Below are 24,211 nucleotides of genomic sequence, written 5' to 3' on the forward strand. Positions count from 1 at the left end.
CATGTTAGAGTTAAGAAATATCAGCAAAAAATTTGGAAAAAAGAAATTTTATCCAATTTTAGTTTAACAATTCCTGAAAAGCAGATTTTGGCCATCGTTGGACCTTCTGGTGGTGGGAAGACTACCTTGCTTAGAATGTTGGCTGGACTTGAGACCATTGATTCAGGTGAGATTTTTTATAATGGAGAATCCCTACCTTTGGATGAACTTGAAAAGCGTCACTTGTTAGGTTTTGTTTTTCAAGATTTTCAGCTGTTTCCACACCTTTCCGTTATGGAGAACTTGATTTTGTCGCCAATCAAGACTATGGGTATGTCTGAATCAGATGCTAAGAAGAAGGCGGTAGAATTACTAACTCGTCTGGGTCTTGAAGCACACGCTGATGCTTATCCATACTCCTTATCTGGTGGTCAGAAGCAACGTGTTGCCTTAGCACGTGCAATGATGATAGATCCAGAAGTGATTGGGTATGACGAACCAACTTCGGCTCTTGATCCAGAGTTGCGTCTCGAAGTTGAAAAACTGATTTTACAAAATCGAGAATTAGGCATGACTCAAATTGTCGTAACCCACGATCTCCAGTTTGCAGAGAATATTGCTGATCAGATTCTCAAAGTGGAGCCTAAGTAGGAGGTGTCTATGAATCGAAAGAAAATCAGCCTTGTTTTGGTATTCTTTCTGGCTTTTTTCCTGGTAGGATGCACGCAAAAGGCTAGCAATCCTAAAGTAGATAATTGGGAAAAATACCAACAACAGGGAACAATTACTATCGGATTTGACAATACTTTTGTTCCTATGGGATTTGAAGAAAAGAATGGGCAATATGTGGGATTTGATATTGATTTAGCCCAAGCCGTTTCTGAAAAACTTGGGTTCAAGGTTCAGTTTCAACCCATTGATTGGGATATGAAGGAAACAGAGCTTCAAAATGGAACTATTGATGCTATTTGGAACGGCTATTCTGCGACAGATGAACGTCGTGAGAAGGTAGCTTTTAGCATCCCTTACATGGAAAATCAGCAAGTTCTCGTCTCTAAAAAATCGCAAAATATCCAATCAGTGTCTGATATGGCAGGTAAAGTTTTAGGTGCTCAGGCAGGTTCTTCGGGTTATCTAGATTTTGAAGCTCAGCCTGAACTCTTGAAAAATATCGTAAAAGATCAAAAAGCTAACCAATATCAAAGTTTTAATGAAGCCTTGATTGACTTACAAAATGACCGGATTGATGCCCTTCTAATTGACCGTGTTTATGCTAATTATTATCTTAAAACTGAAGGGATATTAGACCAGTATGAGATTTTTCCAGCTGGTTTTGAGAGCGAGTCTTTTGCAGTTGGAGTGAGACCAGCTGATAAGACCTTGTTAGCAAATTTGAATAAAGCTTTTGTCGAGCTCTATCAAGAAGGAAAATTCCAAGAAATCAGCCAGAGATGGTTTGGCGAAGATGTGGCTACGAGCCAAATTAAAGGAAAAGAAAACTAAGATTTTTATCTTGGTTTCTTTTTTGGTATAACTAGGTGATGTTTTTGCTAAAAAGACTTGGGAATAGGCTTTTTAACTAGAAAAACTTTGCAAAATCGCTAGAAAACCTGTAAAATAGTAAAGATGAACAAATAGGAGGTTCCTTGTGTCAAAAAAGGAAATCAATATTAACAATTATAATGATGACGCCATTCAGGTGCTAGAAGGGTTGGATGCGGTCCGTAAACGTCCAGGGATGTATATCGGATCGACTGACGGTGCTGGTCTCCACCACCTTGTCTGGGAAATCGTCGATAATGCTGTCGATGAGGCCTTGTCTGGATTTGGTGATCGGATCGATGTGACAATCAATAAAGACGGAAGTTTAACGGTTCAAGACCACGGACGTGGAATGCCGACTGGAATGCACGCTATGGGAATTCCAACGGTTGAGGTTATCTTTACCATCCTTCACGCCGGAGGAAAATTCGGTCAGGGTGGTTATAAGACATCAGGAGGTCTCCACGGGGTTGGATCTTCTGTCGTCAATGCCCTCTCTAGTTGGTTAGAGGTAGAAATTACTCGTGATGGAGCAGTTTATAGACAGCGTTTTGAAAATGGAGGCAAGCCAGTTACAACTCTAGAAAAGGTTGGGACTGCACCTAAGTCTAAGACAGGTACCAAAGTGACCTTCATGCCAGATGCCAGTATCTTTTCTACGACAGACTTTAAGTACAATACTATTTCAGAGCGTCTCAATGAGTCAGCCTTTCTATTGAAGAATGTAACCTTGTCATTAACGGACAAGCGAACAGATGAAGCAATCGAGTTCCATTATGAGAATGGGGTACAGGACTTTGTTTCTTATCTTAACGAAGACAAGGAAACCTTGACGCCAGTCCTTTACTTTGAAGGGGAAGACAATGGTTTCCAAGTAGAAGTAGCCCTCCAGTATAATGATGGCTTTTCAGATAACATCTTGTCCTTTGTCAATAACGTTCGTACCAAGGATGGTGGAACGCATGAGACTGGACTCAAGTCTGCTATCACTAAGGTCATGAATGACTATGCACGTAAGACGGGGCTTCTCAAGGAAAAAGATAAAAATCTGGAAGGGTCAGATTACCGTGAAGGTTTATCAGCTGTTCTTTCTATCTTGGTTCCGGAAGAACATTTGCAATTTGAAGGACAGACTAAGGACAAACTAGGAAGTCCACTAGCTCGTCCAATCGTTGATAGTATTGTTGCTGAAAAACTGACCTTCTTCCTTATGGAAAATGGGGAATTGGCTTCGAATCTGATTCGTAAAGCCATCAAGGCCCGTGATGCCCGTGAAGCAGCACGTAAAGCGCGTGATGAGAGCCGCAATGGCAAGAAAAACAAAAAAGACAAGGGATTGCTTTCTGGTAAATTAACGCCAGCCCAGTCTAAAAATCCAGCTAAGAATGAACTCTACCTAGTCGAGGGTGATTCTGCCGGTGGATCTGCCAAACAAGGTCGTGACCGTAAGTTTCAGGCTATTTTGCCTCTTCGTGGTAAGGTCATCAATACAGCCAAGGCCAAGATGGCAGATATCCTCAAAAATGAAGAAATCAATACCATGATTTATACCATCGGTGCTGGTGTGGGGGCAGACTTCTCTCTTGAAGATGCTAACTATGACAAAATCATTATCATGACCGATGCGGACACCGATGGTGCCCACATTCAAACCCTTCTCTTAACCTTCTTTTATCGCTACATGCGTCCACTAGTCGAGGCAGGCCATGTCTATATCGCCCTTCCGCCTCTTTACAAGATGTCCAAAGGTAAGGGCAAGAAAGAAGAAGTAGCCTACGCTTGGACGGATGGTGAGCTAGAAGAGCTTCGTAAGCAGTTTGGCAAAGGCGCAACACTCCAACGATATAAAGGTCTTGGTGAGATGAACGCGGACCAACTTTGGGAGACAACCATGAATCCAGAAACTCGAACTCTCATTCGTGTTACGATTGAAGACTTAGCACGCGCAGAACGTCGTGTCAATGTCTTAATGGGTGATAAGGTCGAACCACGTCGTAAGTGGATTGAAGATAATGTCAAGTTTACATTGGAAGAAGCGACTGTGTTTTAAGTAAATCTTCCTCCTTCAAAATCTTAGCTCTCTAAAAGAGGTATACATCATGATAAGTTTATTGTATCATACTCCTTTTCTTGCGATAGTTTTAGCTATAGGTGCAGTTATGTTTATAACAGCTAAACAAGGAAAACCTGAGAAAATTCGCTTTCTTGAATTCTTACTATTAGCTATAGTAACCGCCTGTGTCTTTTTATTTGATAATCCTTTTAGATCCAATCCTTATGCAGGTTTGCTATTCTATACTTTTGACATTTTTATTTTCACACCAGCTAGCTTAGCTTTTGGATTCACAGCTATTTATAAGAGCAATAAACATCTCAAACATTATCCTAGTAGTTACTCAAAACTTCTTAGGCTAAATGCCTGGTTTTTAGAAATATTTTCAGTTATTAATTTCCTATTTTTAATGCTGACGGAAGAAATGGGAATTATGTTGCTGCTACCATTTTTTGGAATTAGTTCTATCATTCAATTTATAGTCGGAGAGCTTGAAAGAAAAAGAGTTCGAAAACTACAACAACAAAAGAAAGAAGATGCTCCTTTTACTAACCATGTTTCAGATGAGGGTAAAATAGATGAGAACTGACCAGGAAATGTTTGAACTGATTTTTGGAATAGTTAAACCTTAAAAGTTGACACTGGTAAGAACACAAGTATCTCTTCTTGAATAATCTAACGGAAAATATCACTCAGACCTGTTTCTTTAGGGGTGTGGATGCTTCATATTATTACGAAGGGTATAACCTTTACTAGACAGGGAAGTTGTAAAGTTCAAGTAAAGGTGACGATCATCTTTTGTATGTAAACAATCGCTAAAACTATTGGAGGTGCGGTATTGATTACGTTATTAATGTTGCCTTTTTTCCTTGTTCTCCTAGCCATTTTTGGAATTATATATGATTTGATGACCAATAAAGGTAGAAAAGAGTGTGCTCGCACAGTATCTTTATTTATATTGAACATCCTCACTATTTGTATCTGTCTATTAGATCTACCAATGGAGAGTAAACCATACTCAGGAATAGGGTTTATCTTATTTTATGCACTTGCTTTCACCCCTTTGATGATTGTTTTTTCACTATATACTCTCTATAGGATTGGAAAACATTATAGGTATTTTAAGAGTAAGTTTGCTATAATACTCCTATTCAATGCTACTTTACTTTTCCTTCTTTCATTAGTAAATACTTTTGTATTATGGAGAAGCTTTAAAATATATCATAGAAACGATATGAATTTGTTTTATTTTATTTTAATCGTTTTGGGGATTTGCTCAACTAGCCAATTAATCGTAGGGGAACTTGAGAAGAAAAGAATACGAATCCTTCAAAAACAAGAGGAGCTAGATAGTTATGAAAAATAACTTGATTAAAGATAGGTGCAGAAAATATAGAAGTCAAGAGCAAATGCTGAGGTTGATTTCACAGACTGGACAAACTTTACAAGTTGATGCTGTGGCATTATCTGGTTCACGAACGGATACAAAAGCTCCAAAAGATGAGTTTCAGGATTACGACGTAGTCTATGTCGTAGATGACATAGACAATCTAACGAGTGACCTTTCTTGGTTGGACCAGTTCGGTAAACGCGTCATTGAGCAAGAAGTTGCTCTTGGACATCGCCATCTTTACCTCATGCTCTTTGAAGATGGGAATCGCATTGATTTGACTCTCTGCCCACAAGAACACATACAAGAATGGGTGGATAGTGAGGCAGGCTTCACAGTTTTAGAAGATAAGAAGGGTATTTTTGAGACTTACTCTCCAAGTCCAGAGCGTTTTTGGATACATCCAGCTAGTGAGACGGATTTTGAAAAAGTCTGCAATGAATTTTGGTGGGTATCAGCCTACGTGGTTAAAGGGATTTATCGTAATCAGCTCATCTACTCGACCGACCATCTCTACGGTATTTGTCAGCAAGAACTCTTGAAAATCTTAGCTTGGCAGGTAGCAAGTGATAGAGGTGCTGTCGACATTGGTAAAAATTACAAGTATCTCTTCAACTACTTGCCAATTGAGAAGGAGAAGGAATTCTCTGCTCTTCTTGATTTCTCAAGTTTAGAGAAAATAACTCAGTCTTTATTTGCTACCATGCAACTTTTCCACCAAGAAGCTCAATATCTTGCTCAAAAGATGGGCTTTAAGTATAAAAAAGAAGTGGCTGAGAAGATGATTGAGTATGCTAAGGAGAAATTGGAATAGTATGTTAAATTTTATTTTTACAATATTTTTTCTGGGATTCCCAGGAATACAGATTTTGGTAGCAGTGTTTTCTATTTTTCTAGCTCTTAAAAGAAATAAGTTGAATAAACGGATGTATGGGCTATTTTTCCCGATAATTTTAACAATGTGTAATATTTGGCTTATATCAATCGATCGAACCGAGATTTACGATGATGTTTTAAGATTTTATTTCTTTCTAATATCTTTTTGTTTTCCAATGCTCATTATAGCAGTAATTTATCATGCTTTTCGATTATCTTCTGTCAATTCTCTATTAAGGTGGAAGGTAATAGTTATTAGCTTCTGTTATTTAATTGGTTTAGTCTTCCATCTTGTTAATACTATGTATTGGAATGAAGTTTTTCAAGGGCATCAAAATGTATTTAATGCATTTCTTATTGGGACAGCTGTTATTTCATTTCTCCCTGCCATCTATTTATTTTTTGTCCAAAGAAAAATCAAACAAGCATCAACTAGCTAAATTTAAGTAAACTAAAATGTTTTAACCTGATATAAAAAATTAAAACTACAGAAAGGATAGTTTGGCTACTAGAGGTAACTGAACACGGGACTAATTTCCGTAAAGTATCCTTCACTGTATAAAAACCTACTCTACATTTTTTGAAAGGAGTTGAACACGCCCTAAATGCTGTGTGAAAAAGATAAATTCTCTTGTGAGCATCGCTCACTGTAAGAATTTCCTATTTTCACTTTGTATTTTACGGGCTTTGTATCCTATATGAGTAATATCCAAAATATGTCCCTGGAGGACATCATGGGAGAGCGCTTTGGTCGCTACTCCAAGTACATCATTCAAGACCGGGCTTTGCCAGACATTAGGGATGGATTGAAGCCGGTTCAACGCCGTATTCTTTATTCGATGAATAAGGATGGCAATACTTTTGATAAGAGCTACCGTAAGTCGGCCAAGTCTGTCGGTAATATTATGGGGAATTTCCACCCACATGGGGACTCTTCTATCTATGATGCCATGGTTCGTATGTCTCAGGACTGGAAAAACCGTGAGATTCTAGTTGAAATGCACGGAAACAACGGTTCAATGGACGGAGATCCACCTGCGGCTATGCGTTATACTGAGGCTCGTTTGTCTGAGATTGCAGGCTACCTCCTTCAGGATATCGATAAAAAGACAGTTCCTTTTGCTTGGAACTTTGACGATACGGAGAAAGAGCCAACTGTCTTACCAGCAGCTTTTCCAAACCTCTTAGTCAATGGTTCAACAGGTATTTCAGCTGGTTATGCCACAGATATTCCACCGCATAATTTGGCCGAAGTTATTGATGCGACAGTCTACATGATTGATCATCCGACTGCCAAGGTTGATAAGTTGATGGAATTTCTGCCTGGACCAGACTTCCCTACAGGAGCCATTATTCAAGGACGAGACGAAATCAAAAAGGCCTATGAAACTGGTAAGGGGCGCGTGGTTGTTCGTTCCAAGACTGAAATTGAGAAGTTAAAAGGTGGTAAGGAACAAATCGTTATCACTGAGATTCCTTATGAGATTAATAAGGCTAACTTAGTCAAGAAAATTGATGAAGTTCGTGTCAATAACAAGGTAGCAGGTATCGCTGAGGTTCGTGATGAGTCCGACCGTGACGGTCTTCGTATTGCTATCGAACTCAAGAAAGATGCGAACACAGAGCTTGTTCTCAACTATCTTTTTAAGTATACTGACTTGCAAATCAACTACAACTTCAACATGGTTGCGATTGACAATTTCACCCCTCGTCAGGTTGGAATTGTGCCTATCTTATCTAGCTATATTGCCCACCGTCGTGAGGTCATCTTGGCACGTTCTCGCTTTGACAAGGAAAAGGCTGAAAAACGTCTCCATATCGTGGAAGGTTTGATTCGTGTCATCTCTATTTTAGATGAAGTCATTGCTCTAATCCGTGCTTCTGAGAACAAGGCTGATGCCAAGGAAAACCTCAAGGTCAGTTATGATTTTACTGAAGAGCAGGCTGAAGCTATTGTTACCTTGCAACTATATCGTTTGACCAATACAGACGTAGTTGTCTTGCAGGAAGAAGAAGCAGAACTTCGCGAAAAAATTGCTATGCTGGCGGCTATCATTGGTGACGAACGGACTATGTACAATCTCATGAAAAAAGAACTTCGTGAGGTCAAGAGACAGTTTGCGACACCTCGTTTGAGTTCTTTAGAAGATACAGCGAAAGTGATCGAAATTGATACAGCTAGCCTTATCGCAGAGGAAGATACCTATGTCAGCGTGACGAAGGCTGGCTATATCAAGCGTACTAGCCCTCGTTCTTTCTCAGCTTCAACGTTAGAGGAAATTGGTAAACGGGATGATGACCGATTGCTATTTATCCAATCTGTTAAGACAACTCAACATCTCTTAATCTTTACGACATTAGGAAATGTTATCTACCGTCCTGTCCATGAATTAGCAGATATTCGTTGGAAGGATATTGGGGAACACTTGAGCCAAACGATTACAAACTTTGAAACCAATGAAGAAGTGCTATACGTAGAAGTTGTGGATCAGTTTGATGATGCGACGACCTACTTTGCAGCGACTCGCCTTGGACAAATCAAGCGTGTCGAACGTAAAGAATTCTCTCCATGGAGAACCTATCGTTCTAAGTCTGTCAAATATGCTAAGTTGAAAGACGAGACTGACCAGATTGTAGCTGTTGCACCAATCAAACTTGATGATGTTTTGTTGATTAGTAAAAATGGATATGCCCTTCGCTTTAATATCGAAGAGGTTCCAGTTGTTGGAGCCAAGGCTGCAGGTGTCAAAGCTATGAATCTGAAAGCAGATGATGAGCTTCAAGCTGCCTTTATCTGCAATACTTCATCCTTCTATCTGTTAACGCAACGTGGAAGCTTGAAACGTGTATCAACAGAGGAAATTCCAGCAACCAGTCGTGCTAAGCGTGGTCTTCAAGTTCTGAGAGAATTGAAGAGTAAACCACATCGCGTCTTCTTGGCCGGTTCTGTCTCAGAACAAGGATTTATCGGAGATCTTTTTAGCACCGAAGTGGAAGACGGAGAACAAACTCTTGTTATCCAATCAAATAATGGAACAATTTACGAAGCAATTCTGCAAGATTTGAATCTATCAGAGCGCACAAGTAATGGAAGCTTTATCTCAGATACTATTTCAGACGAGGAAGTTTTCGATGCCTATCTCAAAGAAGTCTTTAAAGAAGAAAAAGATAATTAATAAGAAAATCAGTCCTAGTGACTGATTTTTTATAAATAAAATTTTCAGAAAATTACAAATAATACTTGAATTTTTAGGAGAATAGTGTAGAATAGAACACAAAGCTTGATTAGAATAAAGGAGATTGTCATGACCGTTACGATTGATTGGGAAAATCTCGGTTTTTCCTATATGAAACTACCTTATCGTTATATCGCTTATTTTAAAAATGGACAATGGACTCAAGGAGAATTAACAGAAGATGCAACCTTGCATATTTCAGAGTCTTCTCCAAGCCTTCACTATGGACAGCAAGCATTTGAAGGATTGAAAGCCTATCGTACAAAAGATGCCAGTATTCAACTCTTCCGTCCAGATGAAAATGCTAAACGACTCCAACGTACCTGTGATCGTCTATTGATGCCCCAAGTTTCAACAGAAATGTTTGTAGAGGCTTGTAAGTCAGTAGTTCGTGCTAATGAAGAATACGTACCCCCTTATGGAACTGGTGGAACCCTTTACCTTCGTCCGCTCTTGATTGGTGTTGGAGATATCATTGGGGTAAAACCAGCTGAGGAGTATATTTTTACCATCTTTGCTATGCCAGTTGGAAATTACTTTAAGGGTGGATTGGTTCCAACAAACTTCTTGATTCAAGATGAGTATGACCGTGCTGCACCAAATGGGACAGGAGCTGCCAAGGTCGGTGGTAACTATGCAGCTAGTCTTTTGCCAGGAAAAATGGCTAAATCCCGTCATTTCTCAGACGTTATTTATCTTGACCCCTCAACCCACACCAAGATTGAAGAAGTCGGTTCAGCGAACTTCTTTGGAATTACAGCTGATAATGAGTTTGTAACCCCATTGAGTCCATCAATCTTACCATCTATTACCAAGTATTCATTGCTTTACTTGGCAGAGCATCGTTTAGGCTTGAAGCCTGTTGAGGGAGATGTACCAATTGATAGTCTGGATCGATTTGTAGAAGCAGGTGCCTGTGGAACAGCAGCAGTAATCTCACCTATTGGGGGAATCCAACATGGTGATGATTTCCATGTTTTCTACAGTGAAACAGAGGTTGGTCCAGTGACTCGTAAACTATACAATGAATTGACAGGTATCCAATTTGGTGACATTGAAGCACCAGAAGGTTGGATTGTAAAAGTAGATTAAAAATTATTAAAGGAGATCTTTATGAAAACGAAAAAGTGGATGTTAACAGCAGGAGTTGTCCTGAGTACAGCAGTTCTTCTTGTGGCTTGTGGTAAAGCTGATAAAGAAGCAGATGCACCTACAACCTTCTCTTATGTCTATGGAGTAGACCCATCATCTTTGGACTACAGTATTGCAACTCGTACTTCAACAACGGATATTATTGGTAACGTCGTTGATGGTTTGTTGGAAAACGATGAATATGGAAATTTGGTTCCTTCACTAGCAGAGGATTGGACTGTCTCACAAGACGGTTTGACCTATACTTATAAACTTCGTAAAGGAGTTAAATGGTACACGTCAGAAGGTGAAGAATACGCTGAAGTGACAGCGCATGACTTTGTTACTGGACTAAAACACGTAGCAGATGGTAAATCAGACGGTGTCACTCTTATTCAAAACTCCATTAAGGGCTTGAATGAATATATGACTGGTGAGACTAATGACTTCTCTACAGTTGGGGTTAAGGCATTGGATGACTACACAGTCCAGTATACTCTTAATGCACCTGAAAGTTTCTGGAATTCGAAAGTGACTTCAGCAACCATGTTGCCGGTAAACGAGGAATTCCTCAAAGCTTCAGGTAAGAACTACGGAGCAGTAAGTCCATCTGGAATTCTTTATAACGGTCCGTATATCCTGAAGACATTGACTTCAAAATCTTTAATCGAATACGAAAAGAACCCAAATTATTGGGATAAAGAGAAGGTTAAAATCGAGAAAGTAAAATTGACCTACTATGATGGTTCAGACCAAGAATCATTAATCCGTAGCTTCTCTTCAGGTGTTTATACAACAGCTCGTATCTTCCCAAGTAGCTCAAACTTTGCTTCTACATTGGAACAATACGGAGATAAAATCACATACAGTCCACAGGATTCAACTAGTTATTACTTTACCTTTAACGTAAACCGTCAATCTTACAATAAGACTGCGAAAACAAGTGAAGAACAGAAAACTTCTACAAAAGAAGCGATGTTGAACAAGGACTTCCGTCAAGCAATTAACTTTGCCTTCAACCGTCATTCTTATGCTGCACAGCTCAATGGTGAAGATGGTGCGGACAAGATTATTCGTAACAGTCTAGTTCCAGATAACTTTGTACAATCTGGCGGTAAAAACTTTGGTGATATCGCTCAAGCAGAATTGGTCAACTATGGAGACCAATGGAAAGGCGTTGAGCTTGTAGACGGAAAAGATACTATCTACAATCCTGACAAAGCTAAGGCTTCATTCGAGAAAGCTAAGAAAGAATTGGAAGCAAAAGGTGTAACCTTCCCAATTCATTTGGATGTTCCAGTTGAACAGACAGATACAATCGCCGTTCAACAAAGCAATTCCTTCAAACAATCAATCGAGTCAACTCTTGGTTCTGAAAATGTCGTGATTGATGTCCTTCAGATGACCGATAACGAAAAGGAAAGCATTACATCGCAAGCGCGTGTTCCAGCACAAAAAGACTATGACTTGAACAGTACTGGATGGGCTCCAAGCTACCAAGACCCAGCAAGTTATCTCAATATCATGGATCCTAAGACTGGTTCTGCTATGAAACACCTTGGTATTACGAAAGGTAAAGACAAGGAAGTAGTAGCTCAACTTGGTCTGGATGAATATAAGAAACTCTTGGATGATGCAGTTTCTGAAACAAACGATTTGGACAAGAGATATGAAAAATATGCTAAAGCGCAAGCTTGGCTCACTGATAGTTCTCTCTTGATGCCAACAGCTTCATCAGGTGGTTCACCAGTTGTCAGCAACGTTGTTCCATTCTCTAAACCATACTCACAAGTAGGTATTAAGGGTGATCCATATATCTTCAAGGGAATGAAATTGCAAAAAGAAATTGTATCTGCTAAAGAATATCAAGCAGCTCTTGAAAAATGGCAAAAAGAAAAATTGGAATCAAACAGTAAATACCAAAAAGAACTAGAAAGTCATGTCAAATAAAACAGACTAGTATTTTTGGAATAAAGGGGCCTATATGGAATGGATTAAACTAATAGGGATAGTTATCATTGTGGTTGGTTTTATCTATAAATTAGATACCATCGCAACGGTAGTCTTAGCTAGTTTAGTTACAGCTCTAGTTTCTGGAGTTTCTCTTGTTGAGTTCTTGGAAATTTTAGGAAGAGAATTTAGCAATCAACGAGTTCTTACGATTTTTATGGTAACCTTGCCCTTGGTTGGTTTATCTGAAACTTTTGGCCTCAAGCAACGTTCGATTGACTTGATTCAAAGGATAAAGGGGCTGACCGTAGGAAGTTTTTATACCGTTTATTTCTTTTTTCGGGAACTCGACAGCTTCTTTGCCATTCGTATCGGAGGGCAGCCACAGTTTGTAAGGCCTCTGGTTCAACCCATGGGACAAGCAGCGGCAGAGTCACAATTAGGTAGAAAATTAACGGAGCAGGAGAGCGAAGCGCTAAAAGCGCGTGCAGCAGCAAATGATAATTTTGCAAATTTCTTTGCTCAGAACACTTTCGTTGGTGCAGGTGGTGTCCTCTTAGTTGGGGGCACTCTGGACCAATTAGGTTACGAAAGTAATTATGCAGGGATCGCTTCGGATTCTCTTATTGTTGCAGGAGTTGCCCTACTTGTGGTAGGGATTTACAATTACTTATTTGATAGAAAACTGCTAGCGAATAAGCTTAGTAAAGGAAAAGAAGAATGACCAATCTAGCAAGACAGTTATTAGAGTTAACCTATATTGTGATTGGTTGTCAATTTCTTCACACGGCCTATTGTAGCTACAAAGACAAAACAAACCCAGTTCGATATGGAACAGCTGGGTTTTGGGCTTTATTGGGAATCAGTTTTATTGGTGGTTCCTATCTACCATCTATCTGTATTGGAATTATCGTAGTGCTCTTAGCCCTACTAACACTCTTTAAACAGGTTCGTATCGGAACCTTGCCGTCTCTGAATGAAGTCAAGGCAAATATTGAAGCTAAACGGTTGAAGAATAAAATTTTTATTCCGGTCATGTTGATGGCTTTGATTGCTTTAGTATTAGCAAAAATGATCCCTGAGTTTAGTAAGATTGCTATCAGCCTTGCAGCATTTCTTGCAACCATCTCTCTTTTATTGATTACTAAAAGTTCTCCTAAAAGCTTGCTGGCAGAAAATAATCGCATGGTTCAGCAAGTCTCAACTAGTGGGATTGTGCCCCAACTTTTAGGGGCTTTGGGAGCGATTTTTACCGTAGCAGGAGTTGGAGATTTAATGTCACATCTGATAAGTGGTTTTGTTCCTTCGGGGAGTCGGTTGATGGGTGTAGTGGCTTATGTGTTGGGAATGGTTCTATTTTCAATGATTATGGGAAATGCCTTTGCGGCCTTTACTGTCATTACTGCTGGAATTGGTGTTCCCTTTGTATTTTCCTTGGGAGCAGATCCAATCATGGCGGGTGCTCTTGCTATGACAGCAGGTTGTTGTGGGACTCTATTAACCCCAATGGCTGCCAATTTCAATACTCTACCTGTGGCCCTTTTGGATATGAAAGATCCAAATGGCGTTATCAAAGCGCAAATAGGAGTAGCTATTGTCATGATTATCATACATGTATTTCTGATGTACTTTTTGGCATTTTAGTAAAGGAAATAAAATGAGAATATTAGTTACAGGATTTGATCCTTTTGGTGGTGAAAAAGTCAATCCAGCTCTAGAAGCAGTTAAATCATTACCGTCTGTAATTCATGGAGCTGAGATACGCTGGGTAGAGATTCCAACAGTCTTTTATAAATCAGCAGAGGTTTTAGAAGCAGAAATAAATCGATACCATCCAGATGTTGTGCTTTGTATCGGACAAGCAGGAGGAAGAGCGAGTTTAACTCCTGAGAGAGTTGCTATCAATCAAGATGATGCTAGAATTCCAGATAACCAAAGAAATCAACCGATTGACACTCCAATTCGCCTAGATGGAGAAGCTGCCTACTTTAGCACACTCCCTATCAAAGCAATGGTACAAGCCATAAAAGAAGAAGGGCTACCTGCTTCAGTATCCAATTCAGCTGGAACCTTTGTTTGCAATCATCTAATGTATCAGGCTCTCTACTTAGCGGATAAGAAATTTCCTAATATGAGAGCAGGCTTTATGCATATTCCCTATATGACAGAACAAGTGGTAAATAAGCCTAATACTGCATCCATGTGCTTAAGAGATATTGTCCGAGGTATCGAAGTTGCTATTGGTGCTATCGTAGACCATAAAGATAAAGATTTGAAATTAGTCGGAGGGGCGACTCACTAATGATTCAATTTTCAAATTAAAAAATATTCCTTAAACTCTCTATCAAGATTAGCTTGATAGAGAGTTTTTTCTTGCTAGATTAGGGATTTTCTTGTAAAATAGAAAAAGTGAAAAGAGGTATGGTATGAGCAAAAAAGATAAAAAAATTGAGATTCAATTATCAGATGCTAAAGTAGCAGTTGGAAAAGATAAGTACGCTGGTTACACATTAACAATTGGTAAAAAGTTAATCGGTGAAATTGCCGAACTAGATGACCAATTTGCAATCATAAAGAATGGAAATGTCGATAGTTTTTACAAAAATCTTGAAAAAGCTGTGGAAATATTGATTGAGAACTATAATTTAGCAAAATAATGCTTGTTTTTTGCAAATTTTCATGATATAATAGTTTTCGTTGATTGTCGGAGAGATAGCGAAGAGGCTAAACGCGGCGGACTGTAAATCCGCTCCTTCGGGTTCGGGGGTTCGAATCCCTCTCTCTCCATATCATCAATGGGGTATAGCCAAGCGGTAAGGCAAGGGACTTTGACTCCCTCATGCGTTGGTTCGAATCCAGCTACCCCAGTTCTTAGGTAATAAATTCAAGATAAAAAGAAAAATATCTTAGGGTATTTTATTTTTATAATTGAAGGACGTTCGAGATGTTCATGTCGTTGCGGGTGCTTAGGAAAAAAATTATAAGTATGTCAAGTTAAAAAAGACTTGATTGTTGGAGGATTTTTTAGATGAATGAATTTGAAGATTTGCTAAATAGCGTTAGCCAAGTTGAACCTGGTGATGTTGTTAGTGCTGAAGTATTGACAGTTGATGCTAATCAAGCTAACGTTGCAATCTCTGGAACTGGTGTTGAAGGTGTCTTGACTCTTCGCGAATTGACAAACGATCGCGATGCAGATATCAATGACTTTGTAAAAGTAGGTGAAGTATTTGATGTTCTTGTACTTCGTCAAGTAGTTGGTAAAGATACTGATACAGTAACATACCTTGTATCTAAAAAACGCCTTGAAGCTCGCAAAGCATGGGACAAACTTGTAGGACGCGAAGAAGAAGTTGTTACAGTTAAAGGAACTCGCGCTGTTAAAGGTGGACTTTCAGTAGAATTTGAAGGTTTGCGTGGATTTATCCCAGCTTCAATGTTGGATACTCGTTTCGTACGTAACACTGAGCGTTTTGTAGGTCAAGAATTTGAAGCTAAAATCAAAGAAGTTGACCCTAAAGAAAACCGCTTCATCCTTTCACGTCGTGAAGTTGTAGAAGCAGCTACTGCAGCAGCTCGTGCTGAAGTATTCGGTAAATTGGCTGCTGGTGATGTAGTAACTGGTAAAGTTGCTCGTATCACAAGCTTCGGTGCTTTCATCGACCTTGGTGGTGTTGATGGATTGGTTCACTTGACTGAATTGTCACACGAACGTAACGTTTCACCAAAATCAGTTGTAACTGTTGGTGAAGAAGTTGAAGTTAAAATCCTTGACCTTAACGAAGAAGAAGGACGTGTATCACTTTCACTTAAAGCAACAACACCTGGACCATGGGATGGCGTTGAGCAAAAATTGGCTAAAGGTGACGTTGTAGAAGGTACGGTTAAACGTTTGACTGACTTCGGTGCATTTGTTGAAGTATTGCCAGGTATCGATGGACTTGTTCACGTATCACAAATTTCACACAAACGTATTGAAAATCCAAAAGAAGCTCTTACAGTTGGTCAAGAAGTTACTGTTAAAGTTCTTGATGTTAATGCTGATGCAGAACGTGTATCACTTTCTATCAAAGCTCTTGAAGAACGTCCAGCTCAAGAAGAAGGACAAAACGAAGAAAAACGTGCTCCACGTCCACGTCGTCCAAAACGTCAAGAAAAACGTGACTTTGAACTTCCTGAAACTCAAACAGGATTCTCAATGGCTGACTTGTTCGGAGACATCGAACTTTAATCAATCAGAACTAATTATAAATCCTTTGTTGTAAAACAAGGGATTTTTCTTTTTTCAACTAGTATTTTTTGATATAATGGACTTATGTTACATTCCGAAAAAGAATCAATTTACCAAATTGTAAATGAACAACTCTCTAGTCTTTTAGAAGGTGAGACCAATGTGTTGGCTAATCTATCAAATGCTAGTGCTCTCTTAAAAATGAACTTTCCTCGTACTGTCTTTGCAGGTTTCTATTTATATGACGGAAATGAGCTTATTTTAGGCCCTTTTCAGGGTGGAGTCTCATGTGTTAGAATCGCTCTCGGAAAAGGAGTTTGTGGTGAGTCAGCGGCTAGCCGTCAAACAGTTATCGTTGGTGATGTCAAGACTTATCCAAATTATATTTCTTGTGATAGTAGTGCTCGTAGCGAAATCGTACTTCCAATGGTAAAAAATGGACAGCTTTTGGGTGTATTAGATTTGGACTCATCTCATGTTGATGATTATGATTATATAGACCAACAGTATTTAGAAGAGTTTGTGTCCATTTTACTAGATAAGTCAGAATGGAAATTTTCAATGTTTGAGGAGAAAGCATAATGTATCAGGCGCTTTATCGAAAATATAGAAGTCAAAATTTTTCACAGTTAGTGGGCCAGGAAGTTGTTGCTAGAACCCTTAAACAGGCTGTGGAACAGGATAAGATTAGTCACGCCTACCTCTTTTCAGGGCCTCGTGGAACTGGTAAGACTAGTGTGGCTAAGATTTTTGCTAAGGCTATGAACTGCCCTAATCAAGTAGGGGGAGAACCTTGTAATAACTGTTATATCTGTCAAGCTGTTACGGATGGAAGTTTAGAAGACGTTATCGAAATGGATGCTGCTTCTAATAATGGGGTTGATGAAATTCGTGATATTCGTGATAAATCAACTTATGCTCCAAGTATAGCTCAGTATAAGGTTTATATCATTGATGAGGTTCATATGCTTTCGACTGGTGCCTTTAATGCTCTTTTGAAAACACTGGAAGAACCAACTCCAAATGTAGTCTTTATTTTGGCAACGACTGAGCTTCATAAAATTCCTGCAACTATTTTGTCTCGTGTTCAACGATTTGAGTTCAAGTCCATTAAGACTCAGGATATTCGAGATCATATCTTCCAGATTTTAGAAAAAGAAGGGATTGATTACGAAACAGAAGCTGTTGAAATTATTGCTCGCCGAGCTGAGGGTGGTATGCGGGATGCCTTGTCAATTCTAGACCAGGCATTAAGCTTAACCCAAGAAGCAACATTGACAACTGCAGTCTCAGAAGAAATCACTGGTACCATTAGTTTAAGTGCCTTGGATCATTACGTAGCTGCTTTAGCTCAGAAGGATGTACCAGGAGCCCTTCAAAATCTTGATTTGATTTTTGAGAATGGAAAGAGCATGACACGTTTTGTAGTCGATTTGCTGCAATATCTACGTGATATCTTAATTGTCCAAGCAGGCGGAGAAAATACACATCATAGTGATGCATTTGAGAAAAACTTAGCTCTTCCGCAGGATGTCTTGTTTGAGATGATTAGTCTTGCTACTAAAAGTCTAGCTGATATTAAGGCTAGCCTACAACCTAAAATTTATGCCGAAATGATGACTATTCGTTTAGCAGAAATTGATTCTCAACCAGAACTTTCAAGTGAGGTGGCTGAGGAATTGTCTTCTCTTCGAGAAGAAGTTGTACGATTGAAACAAGCTCTTGCCAATGTTGGTTCTAATCCCAAACAAACTGTTTCTACACCAAGTCGTCCGACTAACAGTAAGTCAATCTATCGTGTAGACCGAAATAAGGTGCAGTCTATTCTTCAAGAAGCAGTAGAAAATCCAGACTTGGCCCGTCAAAACTTAATCCGTCTTCAGAATGCTTGGGGAGAAGTCATTGAAAGCTTATCAGGGCCAGATAAGGCACTCTTGGCTGGTTCTAAACCAGTTGCTGCTAATGAACATCATGCGATTTTGGCTTTTGAATCTAACTTCAATGCTGGTCAAACCATGAAACGAGACAATCTTAACACCATGTTTGGCAATATTCTTAGTCGTGCTGCTGGATTTTCTCCAGAGATTCTTGCTATTTCTATGGATGAATGGAAGGAAGTTCGAGCTGCATTTTCAAGCAGAGCTAAAGGTTCTCAAGAACAGATCAATAAGGAAGAACCCGAAGAATCCATACTTCCTCAAGGCTTTGAATTTTTAGCAGATAAAGTGACCATAGCAGAAGACTAATAGGAAGTTGTGGTAAAAGACTATGAACAGACAACAATTTATTATCATGGCCTTATTTACTGCTGCTGAGACTTATTTCTTTAATGAATCCATCATGGAGCAACGGTATATCGTGGCCTTGCTTTGGGCTATTTTGATCCTGAGAAATTTTCGCGTGAGCTATATCATGGGTAAAATTGTGAGCGCTATAGATGATCATTTTCAAGGGAAGAAGTAGCTCCTAGCTTCTAGACAAAATCAAAGCCTTTTAGGCTTTTTTTGTTATACTATAAAGGTATATTTATTGACATTTTACCGTATTTTCTAAGACTTTAAAAAAGTTGAATTTTAGTGGGTACTGTAAAAAGGATTGAAAAGAAAGGAACTATCATGTCAGTATTAGAGATCAAAGATCTTCACGTTGAAATTGAAGGAAAAGAAATTTTAAAAGGAGTCAACCTGACTCTTAAAACAGGGGAAATTGCAGCTATCATGGGACCAAATGGTACCGGTAAGTCTACTCTTTCAGCTGCAATTATGGGAAACCCGAACTATGAAGTCACTAAAGGTGAAGTCTTGTTTGACGGTGTAAATATCCTTGAATTGGAAGTGGACGAGCGTGCGCGCATGGGACTTTTCCTTGCTATGCAATACCCATCAGAAATTCCTGGAATCACAAATGCTGAGTTTCTTCGTGCAGCCATGAATGCTGGTAAAGAAGATGACGAAAAGATTTCAGTTCGCGAATTTATCACTAAGCTAGACGAAAAAATGGAATTGCTCAACATGAAAGAAGAAATGGCTGAGCGTTACCTTAATGAAGGATTCTCTGGTGGTGAGAAAAAACGTAACGAAATTCTTCAACTCTTGATGTTGGAACCAACTTTTGCACTCTTAGATGAGATTGACTCTGGTCTTGATATTGATGCCCTTAAAGTTGTCTCTAAAGGTGTGAATGCTATGCGTGGTGAAGGTTTTGGTGCTATGATCATTACTCACTACCAACGTCTTTTGAACTATATCACACCAGATGTGGTACACGTTATGATGGAAGGTCGTGTTGTTCTTTCTGGTGGTCCAGAATTAGCTGCACGCTTGGAACGTGAAGGATACGCGAAACTAGCTGAAGAACTTGGCTATGACTACAAGGAAGAATTGTAATTCCCTCGTATCTTTTAGGAGAAGTAAATGACTAAAGAAACTATTAAACTTTTTTCAGAAATGCACGCTGAACCAAGCTGGTTGTCAGACCTCCGTCAAAAAGCTTTTGATAAGATTGAGAGTTTGGAATTGCCAGTCATTGAGCGTGTAAAATTTCACCGTTGGAATCTTGGTGATGGTACCATCACGGAAAGTGAACCATCAGCAAATATTCCTGATTTCACTGCTTTAGATAATCACTTGAAATTGGTGCAGGTTGGAACTCAAACAGTTTTTGAGCAAATTCCAGTTGAGTTGGCTGAACAAGGAGTGGTCTTTACAGACTTCCATTCGGCTTTAGAAGAAATTCCAGAACTCGTAGAAGAATTTTTCATGTCATCAGTAAAATACGACGATGACAAATTGGCAGCCTACCACACAGCTTACTTTAATAGTGGTGCTGTTCTCTATATTCCAGACAATGTCGAAATCACAGAACCAATCGAAGGAATTTTCTACCAAGATAGTGATAGTGATGTGCCATTTAACAAGCATATTCTGATCATTGCAGGTAAAAACTCTAAAATCAGCTACCTCGAACGTTTAGAATCACGCGGTGATGGTAGTGCTAAGGCGACTGCTAATATCACTGTTGAAGTGATTGCACGTTCTGGTGCTCAAGTGAAATTTGCTGCAATTGATCGTCTTGGTGAGAATGTCACTGCCTACATTAGCCGCCGAGGTAAATTGGGCAACGATGCAAGTATTGACTGGGCTATCGGTGTCATGAACGAAGGAAATGTCGTTGCTGACTTTGATAGTGACCTATTTGGAAATGGTAGCCATGCAGACCTTAAGGTCGTAGCTCTTTCAAGTGGTCGTCAGGTGCAAGGGATTGATACTCGAGTGACTAACTATGGTTGCAACTCTATCGGTAATATTCTTCAACATGGTGTTATCCTTGAAAAAGCAACTTTGACTTTCAATGGTATTGGCCACATCATCAAGGGTGCTAAGGGAGCAGATGCCCAACAAGAAAGCCGAGTGCTGATGCTTTCAGACCAAGCACGTTCCGATGCCAACCCAATTCTTTTGATTGATGAAAATGATGTCACTGCAGGTCACGCGGCTTCTATTGGTCAAGTTGATCCAGAAGACATGTACTACCTCATGAGCCGTGGATTGGACAAGGCAACTGCAGAACGTTTAGTTGTTCGTGGTTTCCTTGGATCTGTAATCGTTGAGATTCCTGTCAAGGAAGTTCGTGATGAAATGATTGCGACGATCGAAGAAAAATTGTCAAAACGCTAAGGGGAAGCATATGTTAGATGCAGAAGTGATTCGCAAGGATTTTCCAATTTTAGACCAGATTGTTAATGACGAACCTCTGGTTTATTTGGATAATGCTGCGACGACACAAAAACCACTAGCTGTTCTGGAAGCCATTAACCGCTACTATGAGCAGGACAATGCCAATGTTCACCGAGGGGTTCATACTTTGGCAGAGCGTGCGACAGCATCTTATGAGGCTGCTCGTGAAACCATTGGTAAGTTTATCAACGCAGGCTCTACAAAGGAAGTACTCTTCACTAGAGGAACTACGACTAGTCTCAACTGGGTGGCACGTTTCGCTGAGGAAATCTTGACTGAAGATGACGAGGTCTTGATTTCAGTCATGGAACACCATTCCAATATTATTCCATGGCAGGAAGCTTGCCGAAAGACTGGGGCAGAGCTTGTTTATGTCTATCTCAAAGATGGGGCTCTGGATATGGATGACTTGCGTTCTAAATTGACTGACAAAGTTAAATTTGTTTCACTAGCTCACGCATCAAACGTTCTTGGAGTGGTTAATCCTATCAAAGAAATCACGCAAATGGCTCATGAAGTTGGAGCTATTATGGTGGTGGATGGTGCTCAGTCTACACCTCATATGAAGATTGATGTCCAGGACTTGGATGTGGACTTCTTCGCCTTTTCGGGTCACAAGATGGCTGGTCCGACTGGTATTGGTATTCTTTACGGTAAAGAAAAATATCTGGAGCAAATGTCACCAGTTGAATTTGGTGGCGAGATGATTGATTTCGTCTATGAGCAATCTGCTAGTTGGAAGGAATTGCCTTGGAAATTCGAGGCTGGAACTCCTAATATGGCTGGTGCTATTGGGCTTGCAGCTGCCGTGGATTATCTTGAAAAGATTGGTATGGACGTCATTGAAGCCCACGAACAAGAATTGATTGCATACGTCTATCCAAAATTACAGGCAATTGAAGGTTTGACCATTTACGGTTCGCAAGATTTGGCTCAACGTTCAGGTGTCATTGCCTTTAACCTAGGCGATCTTCATCCTCATGACCTCGCGACTGCTCTGGATTATGAAGGAGTAGCAGTTCGTGCGGGTCACCATTGTGCCCAACCATTGCTTCAATATTTAGACGTCCCAGCAACAGCTCGTGCTAGTTTTTATATCTACAATACCAAGGCAGATTGCGACAAGCTGGTCGATGCCTTACAAAAGACAAAGGAGTTTTTCAATGGCACTTTCTAAACTAGATAGTCTTTATATGGCAGTGGTAGCGGACCATTCGAAAAATCCCCATCACCAAGGGAAGCTAGAAGATGCTGAACAAATCAGTCTCAACAATCCGACCTGTGGTGATGTCATCAATCTATCTGTCAAGTTTGATGCTGATAATCGTTTGGAAGATATCGCTTTTCTAAACTCTGGTTGTACCATCTCAACTGCCTCTGCTAGTATGATGACGGATGCAGTTTTAGGTAAGACCAAGCAAGAAATTTTAGAACTTGCGACCATTTTTTCTGAAATGGTTCAAGGTCAAAAGGATGAGCGTCAAGATCAACTTGGAGATGCAGCTTTCTTATCAGGAGTTGCCAAATTCCCTCAAAGAATCAAATGCGCAACCCTAGCTTGGAATGCCCTTAAAAAAACAATTGAAGACCAAGAAAATAAATAAGACAAGCTTTCTTTGTCTTATAAATCATTAGAAATAAAGAATGAAAGAAAGGATATTATGGCTGAAGAAAGAGTAGAACCAAAACCAATTGACCTTGGTGAATATAAATTTGGTTTCCATGACGATGTAGAGCCTGTCCTATCGACAGGAAAAGGATTGAATGAAGATGTCATTCGTGAACTATCAGCAGCTAAGGGAGAACCTGAGTGGATGTTGGAATTCCGTTTGAAATCTTATGAAACCTTCAAAAAAATGCCTATGCAAACTTGGGGAGCAGACTTGTCAGAGATTGACTTTGATGACTTGATCTACTACCAAAAACCATCTGATAAACCAGCCCGTTCTTGGGATGACGTTCCTGAAAAAATCAAAGAAACCTTTGAACGGATTGGGATTCCTGAAGCTGAGCGTGCCTATCTAGCTGGAGCTTCTGCCCAGTATGAATCAGAAGTGGTTTACCATAACATGAAGGAAGAATTTGAGAAGTTAGGAATTATCTTTACAGATACAGATTCTGCCCTCAAGGAATACCCAGACTTGTTTAAACAATACTTTGCGAAGTTAGTACCGCCGACAGATAACAAGTTGGCTGCCCTCAACTCAGCAGTATGGTCAGGTGGAACCTTTATTTACGTGCCAAAAGGTGTTAAGGTAGATATTCCACTTCAAACTTATTTCCGTATCAATAACGAAAATACTGGACAGTTTGAACGTACCTTGATCATCGTTGATGAGGGAGCAAGTGTACACTACGTAGAAGGATGTACAGCGCCAACTTATTCAAGCAACAGCTTGCACGCTGCTATTGTAGAAATCTTTGCTTTGGACGGAGCTTATATGCGTTATACGACTATTCAAAACTGGTCTGACAACGTTTATAACTTGGTAACCAAACGTGCTAAAGCTTTGAAAGATGCGACTGTTGAGTGGATTGATGGAAACTTGGGTGCCAAAACGACGATGAAATATCCATCTGTTTACCTAGATGGAGAAGGTGCGCGTGGGACTATGCTTTCGATTGCCTTTGCCAATGCAGGGCAACACCAAGATACTGGTGCCAAAATGATCCACAATGCTCCACATACGAGCTCGTCTATTGTCTCTAAATCAATCGCTAAAGGTGGAGGTAAGGTAGACTACCGTGGACAAGTAACCTTTAATAAAAACTCTAAGAAATCTGTTTCTCACATCGAGTGTGACACCATTATCATGGATGACTTGTCAGCGTCAGATACCATTCCATTTAATGAAATCCACAACTCGCAAGTTGCACTTGAGCACGAAGCCAAGGTATCTAAGATTTCAGAAGAACAACTCTATTACCTTATGAGTCGTGGCTTGTCAGAGACTGAAGCAACTGAGATGATTGTCATGGGATTTGTAGAGCCCTTCACCAAAGAACTTCCAATGGAATATGCAGTTGAGCTTAACCGCTTGATTAGCTATGAAATGGAAGGGTCAGTTGGATAATCATTATGAATAA

Annotated in this window: 22 protein-coding genes, 2 tRNA genes and 1 pseudogene; all 25 read left to right on the forward strand. The window is 39.7% G+C overall.

From position 1 onward, the window contains the following. Nucleotide 1: 1 nt before the first annotated feature. The 25 genes and pseudogenes from SPAR10_RS08870 (at nt 2) to sufB (ending at nt 24,198) form a co-directional block, all read left to right on the forward strand. Nucleotides 2-630, forward strand: a pseudogene (locus SPAR10_RS08870) (amino acid ABC transporter ATP-binding protein). Between the two features lie 9 nt (nt 631-639). Continuing rightward, complete coding sequence (locus SPAR10_RS08875) at nt 640-1,482, forward strand: amino acid ABC transporter substrate-binding protein (RefSeq protein ID WP_004253198.1); 843 nt, start codon at nt 640-642, stop codon at nt 1,480-1,482. A gap of 145 nt (nt 1,483-1,627) precedes the next feature. Continuing rightward, complete coding sequence (gene parE / locus SPAR10_RS08880; RefSeq protein ID WP_004253201.1) at nt 1,628-3,571, forward strand: DNA topoisomerase IV subunit B; 1,944 nt, start codon at nt 1,628-1,630, stop codon at nt 3,569-3,571. A 49-nt stretch (nt 3,572-3,620) separates the two neighbouring features. Next, a complete protein-coding gene (locus SPAR10_RS08885; RefSeq protein ID WP_025170571.1) occupies nt 3,621-4,163 on the forward strand; it encodes a hypothetical protein in 543 nt (180 codons plus the stop codon). 264 nt (nt 4,164-4,427) lie between these two features. Continuing rightward, nucleotides 4,428-4,940 (forward strand): hypothetical protein, encoded by a 513-nt coding sequence (locus SPAR10_RS08890; RefSeq protein ID WP_004253207.1) that lies wholly within the window; start codon nt 4,428-4,430, stop codon nt 4,938-4,940. Continuing rightward, nucleotides 4,930-5,778 carry an aminoglycoside 6-adenylyltransferase gene (locus SPAR10_RS08895; protein WP_004253210.1) on the forward strand — a complete coding sequence of 283 codons (849 nt, stop codon included), beginning with the start codon at nt 4,930-4,932 and terminating at the stop codon, nt 5,776-5,778. Before SPAR10_RS08890 ends, SPAR10_RS08895 begins: the two co-directional genes overlap by 11 nt. Before the next feature lies 1 nt (nt 5,779). Continuing rightward, nucleotides 5,780-6,280 (forward strand): hypothetical protein, encoded by a 501-nt coding sequence (locus tag SPAR10_RS11190; RefSeq protein WP_025170572.1) that lies wholly within the window; start codon nt 5,780-5,782, stop codon nt 6,278-6,280. Nucleotides 6,281-6,538: 258 nt separating this feature from the next. Next, nucleotides 6,539-9,016 (forward strand): DNA topoisomerase IV subunit A, encoded by a 2,478-nt coding sequence (gene parC / locus SPAR10_RS08900; RefSeq protein WP_051018403.1) that lies wholly within the window; start codon nt 6,539-6,541, stop codon nt 9,014-9,016. 129 nt (nt 9,017-9,145) lie between these two features. After that, entirely contained in the window at nt 9,146-10,168 is a 1,023-nt protein-coding gene (locus tag SPAR10_RS08905; protein WP_004253216.1) for a branched-chain amino acid aminotransferase, read from the forward strand. Nucleotides 10,169-10,189: 21 nt separating this feature from the next. Next, the gene (locus SPAR10_RS08910) at nt 10,190-12,157 is read left to right on the forward strand and encodes a peptide ABC transporter substrate-binding protein (protein WP_004253218.1); all 1,968 of its coding nucleotides are present in this window, start codon (nt 10,190-10,192) and stop codon (nt 12,155-12,157) included. 34 nt (nt 12,158-12,191) lie between these two features. Then, nucleotides 12,192-12,881: a DUF969 domain-containing protein gene (locus SPAR10_RS08915; RefSeq protein ID WP_004253220.1), complete on the forward strand. Its 690-nt coding sequence runs from the start codon at nt 12,192-12,194 to the stop codon at nt 12,879-12,881. Then, nucleotides 12,878-13,801 carry a DUF979 domain-containing protein gene (locus SPAR10_RS08920; protein WP_004253222.1) on the forward strand — a complete coding sequence of 308 codons (924 nt, stop codon included), beginning with the start codon at nt 12,878-12,880 and terminating at the stop codon, nt 13,799-13,801. Before SPAR10_RS08915 ends, SPAR10_RS08920 begins: the two co-directional genes overlap by 4 nt. 13 nt (nt 13,802-13,814) lie before the next feature. Then, nucleotides 13,815-14,459, forward strand: a complete 645-nt coding sequence (gene pcp / locus SPAR10_RS08925) for a pyroglutamyl-peptidase I (RefSeq protein ID WP_004253225.1) — start codon at nt 13,815-13,817, stop codon at nt 14,457-14,459. A gap of 124 nt (nt 14,460-14,583) precedes the next feature. Beyond that, a complete protein-coding gene (locus SPAR10_RS08930) occupies nt 14,584-14,814 on the forward strand; it encodes a DUF2969 domain-containing protein (protein WP_004253228.1) in 231 nt (76 codons plus the stop codon). 49 nt (nt 14,815-14,863) lie between these two features. After that, nucleotides 14,864-14,944, forward strand: a tRNA-Tyr gene (locus SPAR10_RS08935). Nucleotides 14,945-14,953: 9 nt separating this feature from the next. Further along, nucleotides 14,954-15,025 (forward strand) — tRNA-Gln (locus tag SPAR10_RS08940). Nucleotides 15,026-15,185: 160 nt separating this feature from the next. Then, entirely contained in the window at nt 15,186-16,388 is a 1,203-nt protein-coding gene (rpsA, locus tag SPAR10_RS08945) for a 30S ribosomal protein S1 (RefSeq protein WP_004253232.1), read from the forward strand. Nucleotides 16,389-16,472: 84 nt separating this feature from the next. Further along, on the forward strand, nt 16,473-16,970 hold the full coding sequence (locus tag SPAR10_RS08950) for a GAF domain-containing protein (protein WP_004253235.1): 498 nt from the start codon (nt 16,473-16,475) through the stop codon (nt 16,968-16,970). Next, complete coding sequence (dnaX, locus tag SPAR10_RS08955; RefSeq protein ID WP_004253238.1) at nt 16,970-18,634, forward strand: DNA polymerase III subunit gamma/tau; 1,665 nt, start codon at nt 16,970-16,972, stop codon at nt 18,632-18,634. The genes SPAR10_RS08950 and dnaX overlap by 1 nt, the downstream gene beginning before the upstream one ends. A 22-nt stretch (nt 18,635-18,656) precedes the next feature. Continuing rightward, nucleotides 18,657-18,851 carry a DUF3272 family protein gene (locus SPAR10_RS08960; RefSeq protein ID WP_004253242.1) on the forward strand — a complete coding sequence of 65 codons (195 nt, stop codon included), beginning with the start codon at nt 18,657-18,659 and terminating at the stop codon, nt 18,849-18,851. Between the two features lie 152 nt (nt 18,852-19,003). Continuing rightward, complete coding sequence (sufC, locus tag SPAR10_RS08965) at nt 19,004-19,774, forward strand: Fe-S cluster assembly ATPase SufC (RefSeq protein WP_000114489.1); 771 nt, start codon at nt 19,004-19,006, stop codon at nt 19,772-19,774. 27 nt (nt 19,775-19,801) lie between these two features. Further along, nucleotides 19,802-21,064: a Fe-S cluster assembly protein SufD gene (gene sufD, locus SPAR10_RS08970; protein ID WP_004253247.1), complete on the forward strand. Its 1,263-nt coding sequence runs from the start codon at nt 19,802-19,804 to the stop codon at nt 21,062-21,064. A 10-nt stretch (nt 21,065-21,074) separates the two neighbouring features. Next, nucleotides 21,075-22,301 (forward strand): cysteine desulfurase, encoded by a 1,227-nt coding sequence (locus SPAR10_RS08975; protein ID WP_004253250.1) that lies wholly within the window; start codon nt 21,075-21,077, stop codon nt 22,299-22,301. Beyond that, complete coding sequence (gene sufU / locus SPAR10_RS08980; protein ID WP_004253252.1) at nt 22,288-22,728, forward strand: Fe-S cluster assembly sulfur transfer protein SufU; 441 nt, start codon at nt 22,288-22,290, stop codon at nt 22,726-22,728. The genes SPAR10_RS08975 and sufU overlap by 14 nt, the downstream gene beginning before the upstream one ends. Before the next feature lie 57 nt (nt 22,729-22,785). Next, nucleotides 22,786-24,198, forward strand: coding sequence for a Fe-S cluster assembly protein SufB (gene sufB, locus SPAR10_RS08985; protein ID WP_004253255.1), 1,413 nt, complete (start codon nt 22,786-22,788; stop codon nt 24,196-24,198). The last annotated feature ends 13 nt before the right edge of the window (nt 24,199-24,211 follow it).

Source organism: Streptococcus infantis SPAR10 (genome assembly GCF_000279535.1).
Taxonomy (GTDB): domain Bacteria; phylum Bacillota; class Bacilli; order Lactobacillales; family Streptococcaceae; genus Streptococcus; species Streptococcus infantis_I.